25 protein-coding genes are annotated in these 20,093 nt (G+C 53.5%); 13 read left to right on the top strand and 12 right to left on the bottom strand.

Translation table 11 applies throughout. The features are described from left to right. Positions 1 to 153: 153 nt before the first annotated feature. A complete protein-coding gene (locus JOE25_RS17115; RefSeq protein WP_209637168.1) occupies positions 154 to 633 on the top strand; it encodes a hypothetical protein in 480 nt (159 codons plus the stop codon). Between the two features lie 65 nt (positions 634 to 698). On the opposite strand, the gene sspB is transcribed toward JOE25_RS17115, so the two are convergent. From sspB to zapE, 5 genes are all read right to left on the bottom strand, one after another. Then, entirely contained in the window at positions 699 to 1,193 is a 495-nt protein-coding gene (sspB, locus tag JOE25_RS17110) for a ClpXP protease specificity-enhancing factor (RefSeq protein WP_209637166.1), read from the bottom strand. Positions 1,194 to 1,198: 5 nt separating this feature from the next. Next, a complete protein-coding gene (gene sspA / locus JOE25_RS17105; RefSeq protein WP_037416363.1) occupies positions 1,199 to 1,840 on the bottom strand; it encodes a stringent starvation protein SspA in 642 nt (213 codons plus the stop codon). Between the two features lie 458 nt (positions 1,841 to 2,298). After that, positions 2,299 to 2,691: a 30S ribosomal protein S9 gene (gene rpsI / locus JOE25_RS17100; RefSeq protein WP_020831838.1), complete on the bottom strand. Its 393-nt coding sequence runs from the start codon at positions 2,689 to 2,691 to the stop codon at positions 2,299 to 2,301. Between the two features lie 15 nt (positions 2,692 to 2,706). Next, a complete protein-coding gene (gene rplM / locus JOE25_RS17095; protein ID WP_209637165.1) occupies positions 2,707 to 3,135 on the bottom strand; it encodes a 50S ribosomal protein L13 in 429 nt (142 codons plus the stop codon). 276 nt (positions 3,136 to 3,411) lie between these two features. Continuing rightward, complete coding sequence (zapE, locus tag JOE25_RS17090) at positions 3,412 to 4,539, bottom strand: cell division protein ZapE (protein ID WP_209637625.1); 1,128 nt, start codon at positions 4,537 to 4,539, stop codon at positions 3,412 to 3,414. A 353-nt stretch (positions 4,540 to 4,892) separates the two neighbouring features. On the opposite strand from zapE, the gene zapG reads away from it, so the two are divergent. The 3 genes from zapG to degS all read left to right on the top strand — a co-directional run bounded on the left by zapG (position 4,893) and on the right by degS (position 8,014). After that, complete coding sequence (gene zapG, locus JOE25_RS17085; protein ID WP_006317094.1) at positions 4,893 to 5,294, top strand: Z-ring associated protein ZapG; 402 nt, start codon at positions 4,893 to 4,895, stop codon at positions 5,292 to 5,294. 194 nt (positions 5,295 to 5,488) lie between these two features. Next, a complete protein-coding gene (gene degQ, locus JOE25_RS17080; protein WP_209637164.1) occupies positions 5,489 to 6,859 on the top strand; it encodes a serine endoprotease DegQ in 1,371 nt (456 codons plus the stop codon). A 96-nt stretch (positions 6,860 to 6,955) separates the two neighbouring features. Further along, positions 6,956 to 8,014, top strand: coding sequence for an outer membrane-stress sensor serine endopeptidase DegS (degS, locus tag JOE25_RS17075; protein ID WP_061807832.1), 1,059 nt, complete (start codon positions 6,956 to 6,958; stop codon positions 8,012 to 8,014). Positions 8,015 to 8,083: 69 nt separating this feature from the next. On the opposite strand, the gene murA is transcribed toward degS, so the two are convergent. The 7 genes from murA to mlaF form a co-directional block, all read right to left on the bottom strand. Then, positions 8,084 to 9,343 carry a UDP-N-acetylglucosamine 1-carboxyvinyltransferase gene (gene murA, locus JOE25_RS17070; RefSeq protein ID WP_209637162.1) on the bottom strand — a complete coding sequence of 420 codons (1,260 nt, stop codon included), beginning with the start codon at positions 9,341 to 9,343 and terminating at the stop codon, positions 8,084 to 8,086. Positions 9,344 to 9,398: 55 nt separating this feature from the next. Then, positions 9,399 to 9,653, bottom strand: coding sequence for a BolA family iron metabolism protein IbaG (gene ibaG, locus JOE25_RS17065; RefSeq protein WP_017894138.1), 255 nt, complete (start codon positions 9,651 to 9,653; stop codon positions 9,399 to 9,401). Positions 9,654 to 9,793: 140 nt separating this feature from the next. After that, the gene (gene mlaB, locus JOE25_RS17060) at positions 9,794 to 10,096 is read right to left on the bottom strand and encodes a lipid asymmetry maintenance protein MlaB (RefSeq protein WP_037416347.1); all 303 of its coding nucleotides are present in this window, start codon (positions 10,094 to 10,096) and stop codon (positions 9,794 to 9,796) included. Continuing rightward, positions 10,096 to 10,725, bottom strand: coding sequence for a phospholipid-binding protein MlaC (mlaC, locus tag JOE25_RS17055; RefSeq protein ID WP_209637159.1), 630 nt, complete (start codon positions 10,723 to 10,725; stop codon positions 10,096 to 10,098). The genes mlaB and mlaC overlap by 1 nt, the downstream gene beginning before the upstream one ends. A 14-nt stretch (positions 10,726 to 10,739) precedes the next feature. Further along, a complete protein-coding gene (mlaD, locus tag JOE25_RS17050) occupies positions 10,740 to 11,291 on the bottom strand; it encodes an outer membrane lipid asymmetry maintenance protein MlaD (RefSeq protein WP_209637157.1) in 552 nt (183 codons plus the stop codon). A 4-nt stretch (positions 11,292 to 11,295) separates the two neighbouring features. Continuing rightward, a complete protein-coding gene (mlaE, locus tag JOE25_RS17045; RefSeq protein WP_209637154.1) occupies positions 11,296 to 12,078 on the bottom strand; it encodes a lipid asymmetry maintenance ABC transporter permease subunit MlaE in 783 nt (260 codons plus the stop codon). A gap of 4 nt (positions 12,079 to 12,082) precedes the next feature. After that, positions 12,083 to 12,898 (bottom strand): phospholipid ABC transporter ATP-binding protein MlaF, encoded by an 816-nt coding sequence (mlaF, locus tag JOE25_RS17040; RefSeq protein WP_209637152.1) that lies wholly within the window; start codon positions 12,896 to 12,898, stop codon positions 12,083 to 12,085. Between the two features lie 404 nt (positions 12,899 to 13,302). Between mlaF and JOE25_RS17035 the strand changes: the two genes are divergently transcribed. The 9 genes from JOE25_RS17035 (at position 13,303) to ptsN (ending at position 20,080) form a co-directional block, all read left to right on the top strand. Beyond that, positions 13,303 to 14,280, top strand: coding sequence for a calcium/sodium antiporter (locus JOE25_RS17035; RefSeq protein WP_209637150.1), 978 nt, complete (start codon positions 13,303 to 13,305; stop codon positions 14,278 to 14,280). 16 nt (positions 14,281 to 14,296) lie between these two features. Then, a complete protein-coding gene (gene kdsD / locus JOE25_RS17030; RefSeq protein ID WP_209637147.1) occupies positions 14,297 to 15,283 on the top strand; it encodes an arabinose-5-phosphate isomerase KdsD in 987 nt (328 codons plus the stop codon). Between the two features lie 17 nt (positions 15,284 to 15,300). Beyond that, positions 15,301 to 15,855, top strand: a complete 555-nt coding sequence (gene kdsC, locus JOE25_RS17025; RefSeq protein ID WP_209637145.1) for a 3-deoxy-manno-octulosonate-8-phosphatase KdsC — start codon at positions 15,301 to 15,303, stop codon at positions 15,853 to 15,855. Further along, entirely contained in the window at positions 15,852 to 16,430 is a 579-nt protein-coding gene (lptC, locus tag JOE25_RS17020; protein WP_209637143.1) for an LPS export ABC transporter periplasmic protein LptC, read from the top strand. The genes kdsC and lptC overlap by 4 nt, the downstream gene beginning before the upstream one ends. Then, positions 16,399 to 16,938, top strand: coding sequence for a lipopolysaccharide ABC transporter substrate-binding protein LptA (gene lptA / locus JOE25_RS17015; protein WP_006317105.1), 540 nt, complete (start codon positions 16,399 to 16,401; stop codon positions 16,936 to 16,938). The genes lptC and lptA overlap by 32 nt, the downstream gene beginning before the upstream one ends. 6 nt (positions 16,939 to 16,944) lie before the next feature. Then, a complete protein-coding gene (lptB, locus tag JOE25_RS17010) occupies positions 16,945 to 17,670 on the top strand; it encodes an LPS export ABC transporter ATP-binding protein (protein WP_037416315.1) in 726 nt (241 codons plus the stop codon). A gap of 49 nt (positions 17,671 to 17,719) precedes the next feature. Then, the gene (rpoN, locus tag JOE25_RS17005; RefSeq protein WP_209637141.1) at positions 17,720 to 19,153 is read left to right on the top strand and encodes an RNA polymerase factor sigma-54; all 1,434 of its coding nucleotides are present in this window, start codon (positions 17,720 to 17,722) and stop codon (positions 19,151 to 19,153) included. A 23-nt stretch (positions 19,154 to 19,176) separates the two neighbouring features. Next, on the top strand, positions 19,177 to 19,464 hold the full coding sequence (hpf, locus tag JOE25_RS17000) for a ribosome hibernation promoting factor (protein WP_004948547.1): 288 nt from the start codon (positions 19,177 to 19,179) through the stop codon (positions 19,462 to 19,464). A gap of 154 nt (positions 19,465 to 19,618) precedes the next feature. Then, positions 19,619 to 20,080, top strand: a complete 462-nt coding sequence (gene ptsN, locus JOE25_RS16995; RefSeq protein WP_172479792.1) for a PTS IIA-like nitrogen regulatory protein PtsN — start codon at positions 19,619 to 19,621, stop codon at positions 20,078 to 20,080. Positions 20,081 to 20,093: the final 13 nt, after the last annotated feature.

The raw sequence follows: 20,093 nt of genomic DNA, 5'->3' as shown, positions 1-20,093 counted from the left end.
GCAGTTCAGACTGGCGGGCCCTTTGTTTTCACTTCGCTCCCCACACGCTTTGTAACAACCTTACCCGCAGCCCAGCGCCTGGCGCGCTATAGTATTCTATTAATATCACTCAGGGCGCAGTTGCGCCTGGTATCTTGATAAGGATAGCTAACCATGAAATTGCCCGTTCCCCTATTAGCCAGCGCTTTGCTGGTTGTCAGCTTCAACTCGCTGGCAATGTCATTAGATTCACAGGAGGTGGGTTACAACATTGAGGCGCGCGGCGCAGCATCGGTAGTCGCTCAGTTGGCGAAAGCAGGCCAGCTGGCGGCGGTAGAAAACAGCATTAAACTGGGTGATGACAGTTGGATCGCATTGGCGCCCAAGCTAGCCAACGGCGGTAACGCCGCCTTTACCGCAGGCGTCAAATCCGCGCTGTCTTCTGCATTGGTCTACAACCCTGCGGCGGTATTGCATGCTCTCGACAAAGGCAATAACTTACCGATCAACGATATCTGCACCGCCCCCCCGGAAGTGCAAGGTGACACCGCCATCACCTCGTTTAAGCAGCGCGCGACTCACGCACTCACTACCGTGCGTATCGGCGATCTCAGCGCACCGCGTGACGCCTGCATTGCGTCATTGAAAAGCTGAAAACGCACGATTTAGAGACAAAAAAAAGGTCGCCGAGGCGACCTTTAGTATTCACTGCTACGGGGTTATTTCACCACGCGCAATGCTGGGCGGCCACCACGTGGCGGCGGTGGCTCATCATCCGGATCGTGATCTTCACTCAGATCCGGGCGGTCGCCATCAATCACCGACATCAGGCTTTCCGATGGAATCGTCTCATTGTCCATGCCTTCAAACGTGCCTTCCGCTTCATAAGCGGCTTCAGGTTCGAACATGGTGCCTGCGCCGTTTTCACGCGCATAGATTGCCAGCACGGCAGCCATGGGTACCGAGACCTGACGTGGCACACCACCGAAACGCGCATTAAAGTGCACTTCTTCGTTGCCTAACTCCAGATTACCTACTGCACGCGGTGCGATATTCAGAACGATCTGACCATCACGCGCGAACTCCATAGGCACCAAAACGTCAGGACGCGTCACATCTACCACCAGGTGCGGTGTGAGCTGATTATCCAGCAACCACTCATAGAACGCCCGCAACAAGTACGGACGGCGTGGAGTCATCTGAGACATATCCATAATGCTTAGCCCCGAGTCTGCAGGCGCATTTCGCGCTCCGCTTCGGTCAGAGAGGCCAGGAAGGCATCACGCTCGAATACACGGGTCATGTAACCTTTCAGCTCTTTGGAACCCGCGCCGATCAGATCGATGCCCAGCTGCGGCAAACGCCATAACAGCGGTGCCAGGTAGCAATCCACCAGGCTGAACTCTTCGCTCATGAAATACGGGGTCTGGCCAAAGATAGGGGCAATCGCCAGTAATTCTTCGCGCAGCTGGCGGCGAGCTGATTCAGCTTCCTGACCGTTGCTCTGCTCGATTTTGTACATCAGCGAATACCAGTTTTTCTCGATACGCAGCATCATCAGGCGGCTCTCACCACGGGCAACCGGATAAACCGGCATCAATGGTGGATGCGGGAAACGCTCATCAAGGTATTCCATGATGATACGGGATTCATACAAGGTCAGCTCGCGATCGACCAGCGTAGGCACCGTCTGGTACGGGTTGAGGTCAATCAGGTCCTGCGGCAGGTTATCCAACTCAACCTGCTCAATCTCAACGCTGACACCTTTCTCCGCCAGTACGATACGTACTTGATGGCTAAAAATGTCGGTCGGGCCAGAGAACAGCGTCATTACCGAACGTTTGTTGGCAGCGACAGCCATGAAAACCTCCAAGTTATCTAGAAAATACTGCGAATAGCCAACTTCCCTTCATTTTTCATACCACAACAGCGCGGATTTACCTGTCTCACCCCAATGACTTAGCGCACTAAGTTCCAGGGACGAGTCCGGTTACCGCCTTGCTGCACCACGAAATATATCGGGTATACCAGGCTGCTATCCTGAATGATCTTGACCGCAGGCCAGCAACGCGCAGCTAAACCCGAGGTCTAAAAACCGGCCTTGGAAGTAAACTGATAACTGCTGCATGGCGAACAGGCGCAAAAGTGGGTGATAGTTTACCAGATTTTGCTTGTTTTGTGGGGGCTGTACGGCTAATTCGTATTGAATTGTCTGATATACCAAAGATTTTAGTAACGACAACTTGATTTTCAGGCATAAAAAAACCCGGTGAAGCACCGGGTTTTTTGCGTAAATTCCACTGCCAAGGCAGTAAAAAATTAACGCTTGGAGAACTGCGGACGACGACGTGCTTTACGCAGGCCGACTTTCTTACGTTCAACCTGACGGGCGTCACGAGTAACGAAGCCAGCTTTACGCAATTCTGCACGCAGAGTCTCGTCGTACTCCATCAGTGCACGGGTGATACCGTGACGGATAGCGCCAGCTTGACCAGAGATACCACCACCTTTAACGGTGATGTACAGGTCAAATTTACCAACCATGTCGGTCAGTTCCAACGGTTGACGAACTACCATGCGGGCAGTTTCGCGACCGAAGTACTGTTCCAGGCTGCGCTGGTTAATTACGATGTTACCACTGCCCGGCTTGATAAAAACGCGAGCGGCGGAGCTTTTGCGGCGACCAGTGCCGTAGTATTGATTTTCAGCCATTGCCTATAATCCCGATTAGATGTCAAGAACTTGCGGTTGCTGTGCCGCATGAGTGTGCTCGTTGCCCGCGTAAACTTTCAGTTTACGGAACATCGCACGACCCAACGGACCCTTTGGCAGCATGCCTTTAACCGCGATTTCAATCACGCGCTCAGGACTGCGGGCAATCATCTCTTCAAAGGTCGCTTGCTTGATACCACCGATGTGGCCAGTGTGGCGGTAATACACCTTGTCTGTACGCTTGTTGCCGGTTACAGCAACTTTTTCTGCGTTCAGAACGATGATGTAGTCACCGGTATCAACGTGCGGGGTGTATTCCGCTTTATGCTTGCCGCGCAGACGACGAGCCAGTTCAGTAGCGAGACGGCCTAAAGTTTTACCATCTGCATCAACAACGTACCAGTCGCGTTGAACGCTCTCTGGTTTAGCTGTAAAAGTTTTCATTAGAAAGCTTACCCAATAATTAGTTACACGTTGGTGAACACCCAAACGCTCGAAAACAGTTGAGGCTCACACGACCATACAAGTCCAGCAAACCTACCCCTTCGAATAGCCATTGCCGGCACTATAAAGTTTTTGGGAAAAAAAACTTTGTTGTAACGTGGGGTCGCAAGATTATAGAGAAGTCGCTCACAAAGATCGAACGCTTTTTGAATGGAAATACAATTTATCGCTAGCAGAGGAAAACCGGGGACTCCCATGACTGAATCCCCGCGAACCTTATGGCAGATGCGGCAGTTTCAAATACTCCTCACTCTGCATCTCTTGCAGGCGCGACAAGCAACGCTGGTATTCAAACTTCAGCCGCTCGCCCTGGTAGATTTCAAACATCGAGGTTTCGGCCGAAATAACCAGCTTAACGTGCCGTTCGTAAAATTCGTCCACCAATGCCAGAAAACGACGCGCGGTATTTTCCTTCAGCGGCCCCATCACCCGCACATTATACAGGATGACGCTGTGATACAGGCGCGATAACGCAATGTAGTCTAACTGGCTGCGCGCATCCTCACACAGGGTGTGGAAATCCACCGCCAGCACGCCATCTACTGCACGGATCGCTTGCAACGGCCGGTGATTGATCTGCAAGACCGGAGCAAACTCACCGTCTTTGCCCGCTAACTTCACAAACATCCGGTCCATGGTCTGCCGAGTCTGCTCATCAAGCGGCGTCAGGTAAAGATGCGCCTGTGTCAACGTGCGCAGGCGGTAGTCAATACCCGCATCGACGTTCATAACATCACAATATTCATTAATCAGATCTATTGCCGGCAGGAAGCGTGCACGCTGCAAGCCATTGCGATACAGATCGTTCGGCGGAATATTGGAGGTGGCCACCAGCGTGATACCACGGGCAAACAACGCCTGCAACAGCGTTGCCAGCAGCATGGCATCCGTGATGTCGGAGACAAAGAATTCGTCGAAACACAGCACATCGGTCTGCGCCTTGAAACCATCGGCAATAATTTCAAGCGGGTTTTCCTGCCCTTGCAGCTCCGTCAGCTCTTCGTGCACGCGCAGCATAAAGCGATGGAAATGCAGCCGCAGCTTGCGATCCCCCGGCAGGCTGTGGAAAAACATATCCATCAACCAGGTTTTGCCGCGCCCAACACCGCCCCACATATATAGACCCTGTACCGGACGCTGCTTTGCCACTTCGTTACTCTTGCCCAGCAAACGACTGAGCTTGCCTCGCAACCCACCGGTTGGCGCACTGACAGTGGGTGTCTGCTGCAGTGCCTGATAGATGTGATCCAGTTGAGTCACGGCCTGACGTTGAACCGTATCGGCCTGGTATTCCCCCGCGTCCAGCGCCTGCTGGTAGCGAGATAGCGGTGATTGTGCCTGCATCTGTTCGATGTTCCCTAAGAACGCTATCCCCTTCATCTTCAAGCTGCCGCAGCGTTACCTTCTTTCTTATCTCAACAGCTTAGAAAGCTAAACGTTGGAAATCCGCACGGTTGCTGCCTTGTCGTAGCTTGAAACCTATTGGGCATAATAAATTATTTAGCCAATTTTGGCGGCAAGTTGATGCTGCTTCGCACCGTTATCGCCACAAATACCTACTCCGGGCAATGCTGAAAAACCCTGTAAACATTAGGTAAAAGCTCATCAGGATTCCACTCGGACAAGGTTAACGGTTATAGTGGATATTATTAAGTGAAAAATCCCTGCGGAACAACGAAGTCAAAATAGGAGTCATCATGACCTGGGAGTATGCGCTGATTGGTTTGGTGGTCGGTATCGCCATTGGTGCGGTAGCGATGCGTTTTGGTAACCGTAAATTACGCCAACAACAAGTTTTGCAGAACGAGTTGGACAAAAGCAAAACCGAGCTGGAAGAATATCGTCAGGAGCTGGTCGGCCATTTTGCCCGCAGCGCTGAGCTGCTGGACAATATGGCACGTGACTATCGTCAGCTGTACCAACATATGGCGAAAAGCTCTAACAACCTGCTGCCAGACCTGCCGATGCAGGAAAACCCGTTCCGCTATCGCCTGACCGAAGCCGAAGCGGACAACGATCAGGCGCCGGTAGAAATGCCGCGTGACTACTCTGAAGGCGCATCTGGCCTGTTGCGTGGCGAACGTCCACGTCGCGACTAAACGCTTTTCTTGACCCGTGGGCCAACCCCACGGGTTTTTACCCTTCTCCTACTGCTTATCCCACTCTGAACTATCCTTAACGCTGGCGACAGAGTGAACTTTTCACGCAAATTCACGGTCTTACCCTTCACTATGGTATTGCTGCGGCTTTATCATCACTATTTCACCGGCAGGTATTGAGAGAGTTATTATCAATGAAGAAAAAGTCGTTAATTCTTAGTGCATTGGCAATGAGCATTGGCCTCACACTGACCTCCGTACCGGCAGCCACCGCGGCGATGCCCGTCGCCGTTCAGGGGCAGCCGCTGCCAAGCCTGGCGCCGATGCTGGAAAAAGTTTTGCCTGCAGTAGTCAGCGTGCATGTTGAAGGGACTCAGGTGCAGCGCCAACAAGTACCGGAGGAGTTTAAACGCTTCTTCGGCCCAGGCGGTCCTGGACAGCAACAAAGCTCACGTCCATTTGAAGGGCTAGGGTCTGGCGTCATTATCGATGCCGCCAAGGGCTATGTGCTGACCAACAACCACGTGATCAACAACGCCGACAAAATCAGCGTGCAGTTGAATGATGGCCGTGAAGTGGACGCCAAGCTGGTTGGTCGTGACGAACAGTCCGATATCGCCTTACTGCAACTGAGCGACGTGAAAAACCTGACTGCGATTAAAATAGCGGACTCAGATCAACTGCGGGTCGGCGATTTCGCTGTGGCCGTCGGTAACCCATTCGGCCTCGGCCAAACCGCCACTTCCGGTATTATTTCTGCGTTGGGTCGTAGCGGCCTGAACCTGGAAGGGCTGGAGAACTTCATCCAGACCGATGCCTCCATCAACCGTGGTAACTCAGGCGGCGCATTAGTTAACCTCAATGGCGAGCTGATCGGTATCAATACCGCCATTTTGGCACCCAGCGGCGGTAACGTCGGCATCGGCTTCGCCATTCCGAGCAACATGGCGCAAAACCTCAGCCAGCAGTTGATCGAGTTTGGTGAAGTGAAACGCGGCTTGCTGGGCATTAAAGGCAGTGAAATGACGGCCGATATGGCCAAAGCATTTAATACCGATGCCCAGCGCGGTGCCTTCGTCAGTGAAGTGCTCCCGAAATCAGCCGCCGCCAAAGCGGGGATCAAAGCCGGCGACATTCTGGTTTCTGTTGACGGCAAACCGGTCAGCAGCTTCGCCGAGCTGCGTGCCAAAGTAGGGACTACCGCACCGGGCAAAACCATCAAGGTTGGATTGCTGCGTGACGGCAAGCCGCAGGAAGTTTCCGTTACGCTGGATAACAGCGAAAGTGCTTCCACCAATGCCGAAACGCTGTCACCGGCCTTGCAGGGGGTTTCACTCAGCAACAGTGCCCTTCCTGGCGGCGATAAGGGCGTGAAGATCGACCGGGTAGATAAAGGCTCTGCGGCCGCGCAGATTGGTCTACAAAAAGACGATGTGATCATTGGCGTCAACCGCCAGCGCATTGAGAACATCACGGCGCTGCGTAAGGTCCTCGAAGCCAAACCGCCGGTGATGGCGCTGAACATCGTACGTGGCGGTGAAACCCTTTATTTGCTGCTGCGTTAATCAGTAATTTGTTTAAAAACCGGGCTCAGTGACATACTGCGCCCGGTATTCTCATGTTATCCTCCGTGTATCTTTCATCTCACGTACTAAAACTCCATGTTTGCTAAGCTCTTGCGCTCCGTCGTTATTGGTCTAATCGTTGCCGGTTTGTTGCTGGTTGCTCTGCCTGCGCTACGTTCTTCCAATACTCTGTTCGCAGAAAAACATGACAATACCCGTGATGAAACGCCGGTTAGCTACAACAAGGCGGTACGCCGTGCCGCGCCTGCCGTAGTGAATATCTATAACCGTAATATGAGTGGCGCCGCCAACGTGCTGTCGCTAGGTTCTGGCGTGATCATGAACGATCGCGGTTATATCCTGACGAATCGCCACGTGATTAAAGATGCACAGCAAATTACGGTAGTACTCCAGGATGGCCGCCGCTATGAAGCGCTGCTGGTCGGCTCTGACAGTCTGACCGATCTGGCGGTACTGAAAATAGACCCAGGCAATCTCCCGGTAATCCCATTTAATAACGCCCGCACGGCACACGTCGGTGACGTCGTCTTGGCGATCGGCAACCCTTATAATCTCGGTCAGACCGTTACCCAGGGGATCCTTAGCGCCACCGGGCGTATCAGTATGAGCACAACCGGCCGCCAGACCTTTTTGCAGACGGATGCTTCGATTAACCGTGGCAACTCAGGGGGGGCACTGGTCAACTCACTGGGTGAACTCATCGGTATAAACACGCTGACCTACGACAAAATCACCGACGGTGAAACCCCGGAAGGTTTAGGGTTCGCTATTCCTATCGAACTGGCGACCAAAATCATGGATAAACTGATCCGCGACGGTCGCGTCATCCGTGGCTATTTTGGTATTCAGGGTAAAGAGATTATTCCCCTGCGTTCGTCCAATTCTGGCATTGATCGCCTGCAGGGCATTATCGTGACAGAAATTACGCCGAACGGCCCCGCAGGCAATGCGGGTTTCCATATCAACGACGTCATTATCAATGTGGATAACAAGCCAGCAATCTCGGTGCTGGAAACCATGGACCAAGTGGCAGAAATCCGCCCAGGGACTGAGATTCCGGTAGTCGTGCTGCGAGAAGGAAAACGTATCACGCTGAAGATGACGGTCGGTGAGTTCCCGGAAGACAGCAATTAAAAAGGGCCCGGCAATGCCGAGCCCCCATACTGCATTTCCGCCGGAGGCAACGCCCCGGCGTTTAACGAATTACTCGCCTTTCACACGCTCGATATTGGCACCCAGCGCACGCAGCTTGTCTTCAATACGCTCATAACCACGGTCAATGTGATAGATACGATCGACAACGGTCACGCCGTCGGCGATGCAACCGGCCAACACCAGGCTAGCAGAAGCACGCAGATCGGTTGCCATCACTTGAGCGCCTGACAGTTGCTCAACGCCATGACAAATCACCGTGTTGCTCTCGATCTCTGCGTGTGCACCCATACGGATCAATTCAGGCACGTGCATGAAACGGTTTTCAAAGATGGTTTCGGTGATCACACCGGTTCCTTCCGCGACCAGGTTCAGCAAGCTGAACTGGGCCTGCATGTCGGTCGGGAAGCCCGGATGCGGCGCGGTACGCACGGTGACCGCTTTCGGGCGTTTGCCATGCATGTCCAGGCTGATCCAGTCCTCACCCACTTCAATATCTGCACCGGCTTCACGCAGTTTGGCTAACACGGCATCCAATGTATCTGGACGGGTGTCGCGGCACAGCACTTTACCGCCAGAAACTGCCGCGGCAATCAGGAAGGTACCGGTCTCAATACGGTCAGGCAGAACGCGATAAACACCGCCACCCAGGCGCTCAACACCTTCGATGGTGATGCGGTCACTGCCCGCGCCGGTAATTTTCGCACCCAGCGTGTTGAGGAAGTTGGCAGTATCAACAATTTCCGGCTCACGTGCGGCGTTTTCAATCACGGTGGTGCCCGTCGCCAGAGTGGCTGCACTCATGATGGTCACGGTAGCGCCGACGCTCACCTTGTCCATCACGATGTGTGCGCCCTTCAGACGGCCATCGACGGAAGCTTTAACATAGCCTTCTTCCAGTTTGATCTCTGCACCTAGCTGTTCCAGGCCGGTGATATGCAGGTCAACCGGACGTGCACCGATCGCACAACCACCCGGCAGTGAAACCTGACCACGACCAAAACGAGCAACCAATGGCCCCAGCGCCCAAATGGAAGCGCGCATGGTTTTCACCAAATCGTACGGCGCACAAAATTCGTCCACGCCGCTGGCGTCAACAAACACGGAACCGTTGCGCTCAATCTTGGTGCCTAACTGGCTGAGTAGCTTAATGGTGGTATCGATGTCCTTCAGCTTCGGGACATTCTGCAGCTCGACCGGTTCTTCCGCTAACAGTGCGGCGAACAAGATCGGCAGGGCGGCGTTTTTAGCCCCGGAAATAGCAACTTCACCGCTGAGGCGGGTCCGGCCCTGCACACGAAATTTATCCATTTGACTACTCTCTATTATCTAAACTGACGCTGCCCGCCCTGCTGGGCAAACAGCCTTAAAATCCGTTGAGTTTGCGGTCTCGCTGCCACTCTTCAGGGGTGTATGCCTTGATCGACAAAGCATGAATACGGTTGTCCGCAATGTATTCCATCAGAGGCGCATAGACCGCCTGCTGTTTCTTAACGCGGCTCATAGCAGCAAATAACTCGCCGACCACGATCACCTGAAAATGGCTGCCGTCGCCGGTAACATGTGCTTCATCCAGTGCCAATGCTCGCATCAACACGTCTTTTATCTCGTTATTTTCCATAGTATCCAGTTCTGCATCAAAAGGATCATAATCAGCCTGACATCTTAGTGGAATACGACGTTTTCTTAAACTAAAGAAAAAGCCCCTGCATGACAGGGGCTTTTTGAAAGATAACCGTCTTTAGACAGCCTAAAATAGGGCTAACCAGCGGTATCGACAGGCATTATTGCTTGCAGGTTGTACAGCGCGATCAGCGTTTTCAAACGATCGCTGGCACCAGAAATTTTTAATTCCACACCACGCTGACGCTGCTGTTCGCGCAGATGCACCAGCAGTGCCAACCCGGAAGAGTCCACGCGCTGCAGTTGCGTAACGTCGAGGACGGTTTTATCCGCCAGCAACGTTTCCCGCTGTTCCCACAGCGGCAACAGCGTTTCCCGATCCAGTTCACCACGTAGGATCAGGGTTTGTTGTTGCGATTCAAAGCTGAGTGCTGCGGACATCAGTTTTTCTGATCCAGCGTGATTGGACGCTGCGCCGCTGCCTGCAGCTGTTTCGTCAGGCCATCAATACCTTGGGTACGTAACGTAGATGCCCACTCGTTCTGTTTAGTGGTGATCATGCTGACGCCTTCGGCAATCATGTCATACGCCTGCCAATAACCGGTTTTGCTGTTTTTACGCCACTGGAAATCCAGACGCACCGGCGGACGACCACCTTGATCAATGATGGTTACGCGGATGGCCACGATATCGGCAGTGCCGAGCGGCTGTTCAGGTTCAATCTGATATGTCTGGCCGTGGTACATTGCCAGCGCCTGGCCGTAAGCTTGTTCCAGATAAGCCTGGAATGCGGTGAAGTAGGCTTCACGCTGTGCCGGTGTCGCTTCTTTGTAATAACGTCCCAGCACCAGTGCGCCAGCGTATTTGACCTGTACAAACGGCATCAACTCCTGGTGCACGACGCTACGCAGGTAGTTAGGGTCTTGCTTGATTTTTGGCTGCTCTGTTTTCAGACGGTTGAAGGTCTTTTGAGCCGCATCTTGCATCAGGCTGTAAGGATTGGTTTGATCGACCGCATTCGCCAGCGGCGCAACCACCAGCAGCGCAACCATAAGTAAACGTTTAAACATGCAGGCTTCCTCTCTTAATGAATGTGGGCAGCAGATTGCGGCGCAGCACCGGCAGCCGGTGCAGAAGCCGCGTCTCCCGCTTTATCTGCGTTATCCTGACCGCCGCTCTTATACAAGAACTGGCCGATCAAATCTTCCAGAACCATGGCTGATTTGGTGTCCTGAATAGTGCCGCCGTCTTTCAAAATGGCAGTCCCCATATCCGGATCTTCAAAACCGACGTTCAGCGCCAGATATTGCTCTCCCAGCAGGCCGGAAGTACGGATCGCCAATGAACTGGTATCCGGGATCTGGTCGAATTTATCCTGGATATCCAGGGCGACACGCGGTGTATATGTTTTTGGATCAAGGGAGATATCAGCCACACGCCCGATAACCACACCACCGATTTTCACCGGTGAACGTGCTTTCAAACCGCCGATGTTATCGAAGGTCGCGTAAATACGGTATGTCGGCTCGTTACCGATCGACTTAATGTTCGCCACTTGCAGGCACAAGAATACGATGGCGCACAGCGCAATCAGCATAAATGCCCCAACCCAGATTTCACTCTTCTTCGTTTGCATCGAATCAATTCCCAAACATCAGTGCTGTCAGCACGAAATCCAATCCCAACACCGCCAGTGACGAATGTACCACGGTACGGGTCGTTGCCCGGCTAATCCCTTCAGAGGTCGGTACCGCATCATACCCGTTGAAAATGGCAATCCAGGTCACGGTGATGGCAAATATCACGCTCTTTATCAGGCAGTTGAGTAAGTCTTTTTTCCACTCCACGGCGCCCTGCATTGCTGACCAGAAGAAGCCACTGTCAATGCCTTTCCAGTCTACGCCAACCACCGAACCGCCCCAGATGCCAATCGCGACAAAGATAAGCGTCAATAGCGGCATGCTGATCAATCCAGCCCAAAAGCGTGGTGCAACAATACGCCGTAACGGATCAACCGCCATCATTTCCAGGCTGGAGATTTGTTCTGTTGCCTTCATCAGGCCAATTTCGGCCGTCAACGCAGAACCGGCGCGGCCGGCAAACAGCAGTGCGGTCACCACGGGCCCCAACTCGCGCAACAATGACAGCGCCACCATCATGCCCAGACTGGCCTCGGCGCTGTAGGTGGTGAGCACAATATAGCCCTGCAGCCCCAGCACCATGCCGATAAACAACCCGGAAACCATGATGATCAACAGTGACTGTACGCCAACGCTGTGCATCTGCTTGAGCAACAGCGGCCACTGTTTGCGCGGCTCAGGCCGCCCGACCAGCGCGCCCCACAGCATCAACCCTGCACGCCCAAAGCTGGCGCTGGTGTTGATGCCACGGCGTCCTAACGACGCTAACGCCTGTAATAACATCAGCTTATTTACTCCCTAAACCTAACAGCTCGGCCTGATAGTCGCCGGCCGGATAACGGAAGGGTACTGGCCCATCGGCAATACCATCCAGGAACTGGCGCACGCGCGCATCAGGATTGTTCTGTAATTCTTGCGCCGTGCCTTCGGCTATCACCCGATGCTCGGCAACAATGTACGCGTAGTCGGCGATGCTCAGGACTTCTGGCACATCGTGCGAAACCACGATGCAGGTGATACCCAACGCGTGATTCAGCTCATCGATCAGCTTGACCAATACACCCATGGTGATCGGATCCTGGCCGACAAAAGGCTCATCGAACATGATCATTTCCGGATCGAGCGCGATAGCCCTCGCCAGTGCGGCACGCCTTGCCATACCGCCAGACAACTCATTGGGCATCAGGTCAGCTGCACCACGCAATCCAACCGCTTCCAGCTTCATCATCACCGTGCTGCGCAGGAGAGGTTCCGGTAAACGGCTATGTTCGCGTAGCGGGTAAGCCACGTTCTCAAACACCGTCAAATCGGTGAACAGCGCCCCTGACTGGAACAACATGCTCATTTTCTTGCGCGCATCATACAGTTGATGGCGGGACAACGCAGGAATGTTGTCGCCATCGAACCAAATCTCGCCACAGTCCGGCGTCAACTGACCGCCGATCAGACGCAAAAGCGTCGTTTTGCCAATGCCGGACGGCCCCATGATCGCCGTCACCTTGCCACGGGGAACCGTCAGGTTGATATCTTCGAATATCAGTCGATCGCCACGCGAGAAACTCATGTCACGAACTTCGACCAGGTTCTCTGCCTTCTGGTGCATGTTAATTGATCCTTTACGGCTCATTTTTGCTAAATCTACCCGTGATGTTAAAGCAACGGGCGCAATGCGTCTTATCTTTACAAAAACTTACCGGCATTGCGTTACCAATGGTGCGCTGAGGCCGAGCCGCTGACTCGACTCACCAATCTCACGTCTCGCGCCTTGCTGCGCACTCAAATTGCCACCAGCGCTGCTCACGCACAAGGAGAAGCACAGCCTAATTTTACTTTTACGCGCCACCCGGTCAAAATTGGCACCATAACGAAAAAAAACGAAAGTGTTCATATATTAGCCGGGAAAACCCGTTGCTGCGGCTTTAGCGTGCACAACGGAGGGCAAAGCAAGATAGCCGAATTACGGCTTTTAACCAACGAACCGGGATAATACCCAACAAAGGACCCTGCATGTTTCTCGCGATAGCGTTATTAATCGTTGGTTTATTTTTACTGGTGTATGGCGCAGACCGCTTAGTTTACGGTGCTGCAGTCATTTCTCGTTCACTTGGCGTGCCGCCGCTGATCATCGGCATGACCATCGTAGGTATCGGCACGTCCTTACCGGAGCTGTTCGTATCAACGACAGCAGCGCTGAACGGGCAAATAGATATGGCCGTTGGGAACGTATTAGGTTCCAATATTACAAATATTTTGCTGATACTGGGGGTCGCCGCGCTGATACACCCTCTGGCGGCACGTTCCGAAGTGTTGCGGCGCGAACTGCCGCTGATGTTGGCGGTCACAGTACTGTGCGGTTTCGTGTTGATGGATGGCACCTTGAGCCGGTTGGATGGCGTGGTGCTGTTGGCCGCCGCCGCGGTCTTTATTCTATTGATGTTAAAAATTGCCCGACTGGCGCAGCGTGAAGGCAATGACAGCCTGACCGTAGAGCAAATGGCCGAGCTGCCACAGGACAGCAGCAATACCGTCGCGGTGCTGTGGTTGGTGTTGGCGTTTATCATTCTGCCACTGTCTTCCAGAATGGTGGTCGATAACGCCACGGTGATTGCGCACTATTTCGGTATGAGTGAACTGGTTGTCGGTTTGACCATTATTGCTATTGGAACCAGCCTGCCTGAACTGGCTACCTCCATTGCCGGGGCACTAAAGGGTGAGGATGATATGGCGATTGGTAATATCATCGGCTCCAATATTTTCAATACCGTAATCGTACTGGGGGTTCCCGCCCTGCTGTCCCCGGGCAACGTCGACGCTGCCGCCTTCCATCGCGATTACTGGGTGATGCTGGCAGTCAGCATTGTGCTGAGTGCCCTGTGCATTGGGCGGAAACATCGCATCGGCCATCTGGCGGGCGCTCTGTTATTATGTGGTTTTATTGCGTATCTTGCGGTGCTGTTCTTTAACCCTTTCAGTACTTTCGGCTAAACCGACGGGAATGAGTATGTCAAACATTCAGTTGCAACCGGGCTTTGATTTCCAGCAGGCAGGCAAAGAAGTGCTGCAGATTGAACGTGACGGGCTGGCTCAGCTCAGTCAATACATCAATGCAGACTTCACCCGCGCCTGCGAGCTGATTGCCGGTTGCAGTGGCAAAGTGGTCGTGATGGGCATGGGTAAATCCGGGCATATCGGCTGCAAAATTGCTGCAACCTTTGCCAGCACAGGCACACCTGCGTTCTTTGTTCATCCCGCCGAAGCCAGCCACGGCGACCTTGGAATGGTTACTACGCAAGATATCGTGCTCGCCATATCAAACTCGGGTGAGTCTAACGAAATCCAGGCGCTGATCCCGGTGTTGAAGCGCCAGCAAATCCCATTGATCTGCATGACCAACAACCCAGACAGCTCGATGGGCAAAGCGGCCGATATTCACCTGTGCATCAAGGTGCCACAGGAAGCCTGCCCGTTGGGTCTGGCTCCTACCACCAGCACCACGGCGACGCTGGTGATGGGTGACGCCTTGGCCGTCGCACTGCTGAAAGCCCGTGGTTTCACACCGGAAGATTTTGCCCTTTCGCACCCAGGCGGTGCTCTGGGCCGTCGTCTGTTGCTGCGTGTATGCGACATTATGCACAGCGGCGACGAAATTCCCCATGTCAGTGCCGACGCCTCTTTGCGCGACGCGCTGCTGGAAATCACCCGTAAAAATCTGGGCATGACGGTCATCTGTGACGATCTGATGAAGATCGCCGGTATCTTTACCGACGGTGACCTGCGCCGGATATTTGATATGGGCATTAACCTCAACGACGCCAGGATTGTCGATGTCATGACGCTGGGCGGCATCCGCGTACGCCCAAACCTGTTGGCCGTCGACGCGTTAAATCTGATGCAACAACGTCATATCACCGCGGTGCTGGTTGCCGATGGCGACCAATTGCTGGGTGTGGTACATATGCATGACATGCTGCGCGCCGGTGTCGTTTAATTATGGAAGAGAACTCAATGAGTCTGGTTGAAACCTGCTACGGGCCTGTAGAACAAGATGTCATGGCGCGTGCCGGGAAAATCCGCCTGCTGATTTGTGATGTCGATGGCGTGCTGTCAGACGGCCTGATTTTCATGGGCAACAATGGCGAAGAATTAAAAGCATTCAACGTCCGTGACGGTTACGGTATCCGCTGCCTGAAAACCTCAGATATCGAGGTGGCGATCATCACCGGTCGTTCCGCCAAGCTGCTGGAAGACCGGGCAAATACCCTCGGTATCACCCACCTTTATCAGGGGCAATCCGATAAGCTTTTGGCCTTCCGTGAACTGTTGGATACACTGTCGCTTACGGCAGATCAGGTCGCCTATATTGGTGACGATCTGATCGACTGGCCGGTGATGGCGCAAGTTGGCCTGGCCGTTGCGGTCGCAGATGCACATCCGTTGCTGCTGCCACGCGCCCACTACGTTACCCGCATTGCCGGCGGCCGCGGCGCGGTGCGCGAGCTGTGCGACATTATTCTTTTGGCTCAGAACAAGCTGGAGGACGCCAAAGGGCTGTCGATATGAGTAAAACCAAACTTTGGATCACCCTTTTGCTGGCGGTGATCGCATTGGCGCTGATTGGCTGGAACATGGCTGATTTCAATAATGACGCGGTCCCAGGGCCGGTGAACAGTCAGGACCCGACTTACCAGAGCCAGCACACGGTCACCATAGTGTACAATCCGACCGGCAAGCTGAGTTACAAGCTGGTAGCGGAAGATGTGAAGTATTATACCGCCGATGATTTAAGCTGGTTTACCCAGCCAGTGATGACGCTGTTTGATGAAAACGCGGTGGCTACCTGGTCAGTTCGCGCCGATCGCGCCAAACTGACTAAAGATCGGATGCTGTATCTTTACGGCCATGTCGAGGTGAATAGCCTGACCACCACCTCACAGCTGGAAAAAATTAAAACAGATAATGCTCAGGTGAACCTGGTGACCCAGGATGTGTCTTCGGATGACGAAGTGACACTCTACGGGACGAACTTCACCTCTAACGGCATGAAAATGCGTGGGAACCTGCGGACCAAAACCGCTGAGCTGATTGATAAGGTTAAGACCAACTATGAAATTCAGAACCAAAAAACAACGCCGTAATCTGTTGATCGGCAGCTTGATTTTGGCCGCCAGCGCCCCCGCTTGGGCGCTGAAGTCCGACTCCAATCAACCGGTGAGCATTGATTCACTGAAACAGTCACTGGATATGCAGAGCAACGTCAGCACCTTTACTGATAACGTGGTGATTAAGCAAGGCACCATCGATATCAAGGCGGACAAGGTCGTGGTGACTCGGCCGGGCGGCGATCAGAACAAAACCTACATTGAAGCCTTTGGTAACCCAGTGACTTTTTACCAGATGCAAGACAGTGGCAAGCCGGTGAAAGGCCATGCCCAAAAGGTCCGTTACGATGTCGCCTCGCAGTTAGTGACCCTGACCGGGAATGCCTATCTGGAACAGCTCGACAGCAACGTAAAAGGCGATCGCATCACCTACCTGGTGCAACAGCAGCAAATGCAGGCGTTTAGCGATAAAGGCAAACGCGTGACTACGGTTCTGGTACCGTCGCAGTTGCAAGACAAAAACGGGCAAAAGAAGAGTAACTAATCACTTATGGCTACACTCATCGCAGAAAACTTGGCGAAAGCCTACAAGGGCCGCAAAGTTGTTGAAGACGTCAGTCTGAACGTGAAATCCGGCGAAATCGTCGGCCTTCTGGGGCCGAACGGTGCCGGTAAGACCACCACCTTCTACATGGTGGTGGGTATCGTTCAACGTGATGCCGGGCGTATCGTGATTGACGAAGAAGACATCAGCCTGTTGCCACTGCATGCGCGCGCGCGTCGTGGTATCGGCTATCTGCCGCAAGAAGCGTCAATCTTCCGCCGCCTGAGCGTGTATGACAACCTGATGGCCGTTCTTGAGATCCGTGATGACCTCAGCAGCGAACAGCGAGCAGACCGTGCGGTAGAGTTGATGGAAGAGTTCCATATCTCCCATCTGCGCGACAACCTGGGCCAGGCCTTGTCCGGTGGCGAACGCCGCCGCGTGGAGATCGCCCGAGCCCTGGCGGCCAACCCGAAATTTATCCTGCTGGATGAACCCTTCGCCGGGGTCGACCCCATCTCCGTTATCGACATTAAAAAGATTATCGAGCACTTGCGTGATAGCGGCCTGGGCGTGCTGATCACCGACCACAACGTGCGCGAAACGCTGGACGTATGTGAACGCGCCTACATTGTCAGCCAGGGCAAACTGATTGCTCACGGCACGCCGGATGCTATTCTGGCCGATGAGCAGGTGAAACGCGTTTATCTGGGCGAAGAATTCCGCCTCTGAGTACCAGCGCGCCCATTGGGCGACGGTTAACGGAAGTAAACAGAAGATTATGAAGCAAGGTTTGCAACTCAGGTTTAGCCAACAATTGGCTATGACCCCCCAACTCCAGCAGGCTATCCGCCTGTTGCAGTTGTCCACGCTTGAACTCCAGCAGGAGATACAGCTGGCGTTAGAGAGCAACCCATTGCTTGAACAGACTGACCTGCACGAAGAAATCGAAACCAAAGAAACCCTCGAAACCGAAGGTTTGGACACCCGCGAAGCGCTAGAACAGAAAGACATGCCGGAAGAGCTGCCGTTGGACGCTACCTGGGATGAAATCTATACGGCGGGTACCCCCTCCGGTACCCGTACTGATTACAGCGATGATGAACTCCCGGTTTATCAAGGTGAAACCACCCAGACCCTGCAGGACTATCTGATGTGGCAGGTGGATCTCACACCGTTTTCCGATACGGATGCCGCCATCGCCACCTCAATCGTTGACGCTGTCGACGACACCGGTTATCTCACCGTGCCGCTGGAAGACATTCTGGAGAGTATCGGTGACGAAAATGTGACAATGGACGAAGTCGAAGCCGTATTGAAACGCGTACAGCGTTTTGATCCGGTTGGCGTTGCCGCGCGCGATCTGCGTGATTGCCTGTTGGTTCAGCTTTCCCAGTATGCCGAAGACACGCCCTATCTGGCTGAAGCACGCCTGATCATCAGTGAACACCTGGACTTGCTGGCCAACCACGACTTTCGCAGCCTAATGCGAACAACGCGCTCAAAAGAAGATACACTGAAAGAAGCGATGCAGCTGATTCAGTCACTCGATCCGCGTCCGGGCCAGTCGATCAATACCGGCGAGTCTGAGTACGTGATCCCAGACGTGCTGGTACGCAAAGTGCAAGATGTTTGGACGGTTGAGCTCAACAGTGACAGCATTCCACGGCTGAAGATCAACCAGCAATACGCCGCCATGGGCAACAGCGCGCGTAACGACAGCGACGGACAGTACATCCGCAGTAATCTGCAGGAAGCCAAATGGCTGATCAAAAGTCTGGAAAGCAGGAACGACACTTTACTGAAAGTCTCACGCTGCATTGTCGAGCAGCAACAGGCCTTCTTTGAGCAAGGTGCAGAATTTATGAAACCCATGGTACTGGCGGACATCGCTCAGGCCGTGGAGATGCATGAATCGACAATCTCACGCGTGACTACGCAAAAGTTTTTGCACAGTCCGCGCGGCATTTTCGAATTGAAATATTTCTTCTCAAGCCATGTGAATACCGACAGCGGAGGCGAGGCTTCCTCTACGGCGATCCGGGCAGTCGTGAAGAAAATGATCGCGGCGGAAAACCCCGCCAAACCGCTCAGCGACAGCAAGCTGGCTACCCTGCTCTCCGATCAGGGGATCATCGTGGCGCGGCGTACCGTCGCCAAGTACCGAGAGTCTTTGTCCATCCCGCCGTCCAACCAGCGTAAACAGTTGGTTTGACCTCTATTGAGAAGGAAGACACTATGCAGCTCAACATTACCGGACACCACATCGAAATCACCGAACCATTGCGTGAGTTCGTGAACACCAAGTTCGCTAAACTCGAACAGTATTTTGACCGCATAAATCAGGTGTATGTCGTTCTTAGTGTGGAAAAAGTGCAACAGATTGCGGAAGCAACGGTGCACGTGAATGGAGGCGAGTTGCACGCCACCTCGGAAGACGAGAACATGTATGCTGCAATTGATACCCTGATCGACAAACTGGCACGTCAATTGAACAAACATAAAGACAAACTGAAGCAACACTGACATTCTGGGCCGTTTCCGTCCGCGGATTCGGCTCAAACGTAGATTCGGCCATCGGCGCGTTACCTGTTTGTCTATGGGTACCGCGCCGATAAGCCAACAGGCGAAAAATCACCTCACAAGCCTGCTTGCTGGTGTGGTTTTAAGTGAAGATGAGATGAACAACGAAACAATGCAATTAAGCTCGGTCCTAAACATCGAGTGCACCAGAAGCGCCGTCCATTGCACTAGCAAGAAACGCGCTTTGGAAATTATCAGCGAACTGGCCGCCAAGCAGCTAAACCTGTCACCACAGGTGGTGTTTGACGCGGTTCTCACCCGCGAGCGTATGGGCAGCACCGGTATCGGCAACGGTATCGCCATTCCCCATGGCAAACTGGAAGAGGACACATTGCGGGCTGTTGGCGTGTTTATCCGTCTCGACCAACCTATCGCCTTTGATGCCATTGATAACCAGCCGGTCGATCTGCTATTCGCCTTACTGGTACCGGCAGATCAATGTAAAACCCATTTGCATACCCTGTCCCTGGTCGCCAAGCGCCTGGCCGACAAAACCGTATGCCGTCGCCTGCGTGCCGCGCAAAGTGACGAAGAGCTTTACCAAATCATCACCGAGTAACGCCCGGCTGGCG

Origin of the sequence: Serratia sp. PL17, from assembly GCF_017832355.1 — a bacterium.
In the GTDB taxonomy this organism is placed as follows: Bacteria; Pseudomonadota; Gammaproteobacteria; order Enterobacterales; family Enterobacteriaceae; genus Serratia.
The sequence above is the reverse complement of the archived record's forward strand: the minus strand, read 5'-3'. Positions and strand labels throughout refer to the sequence as shown.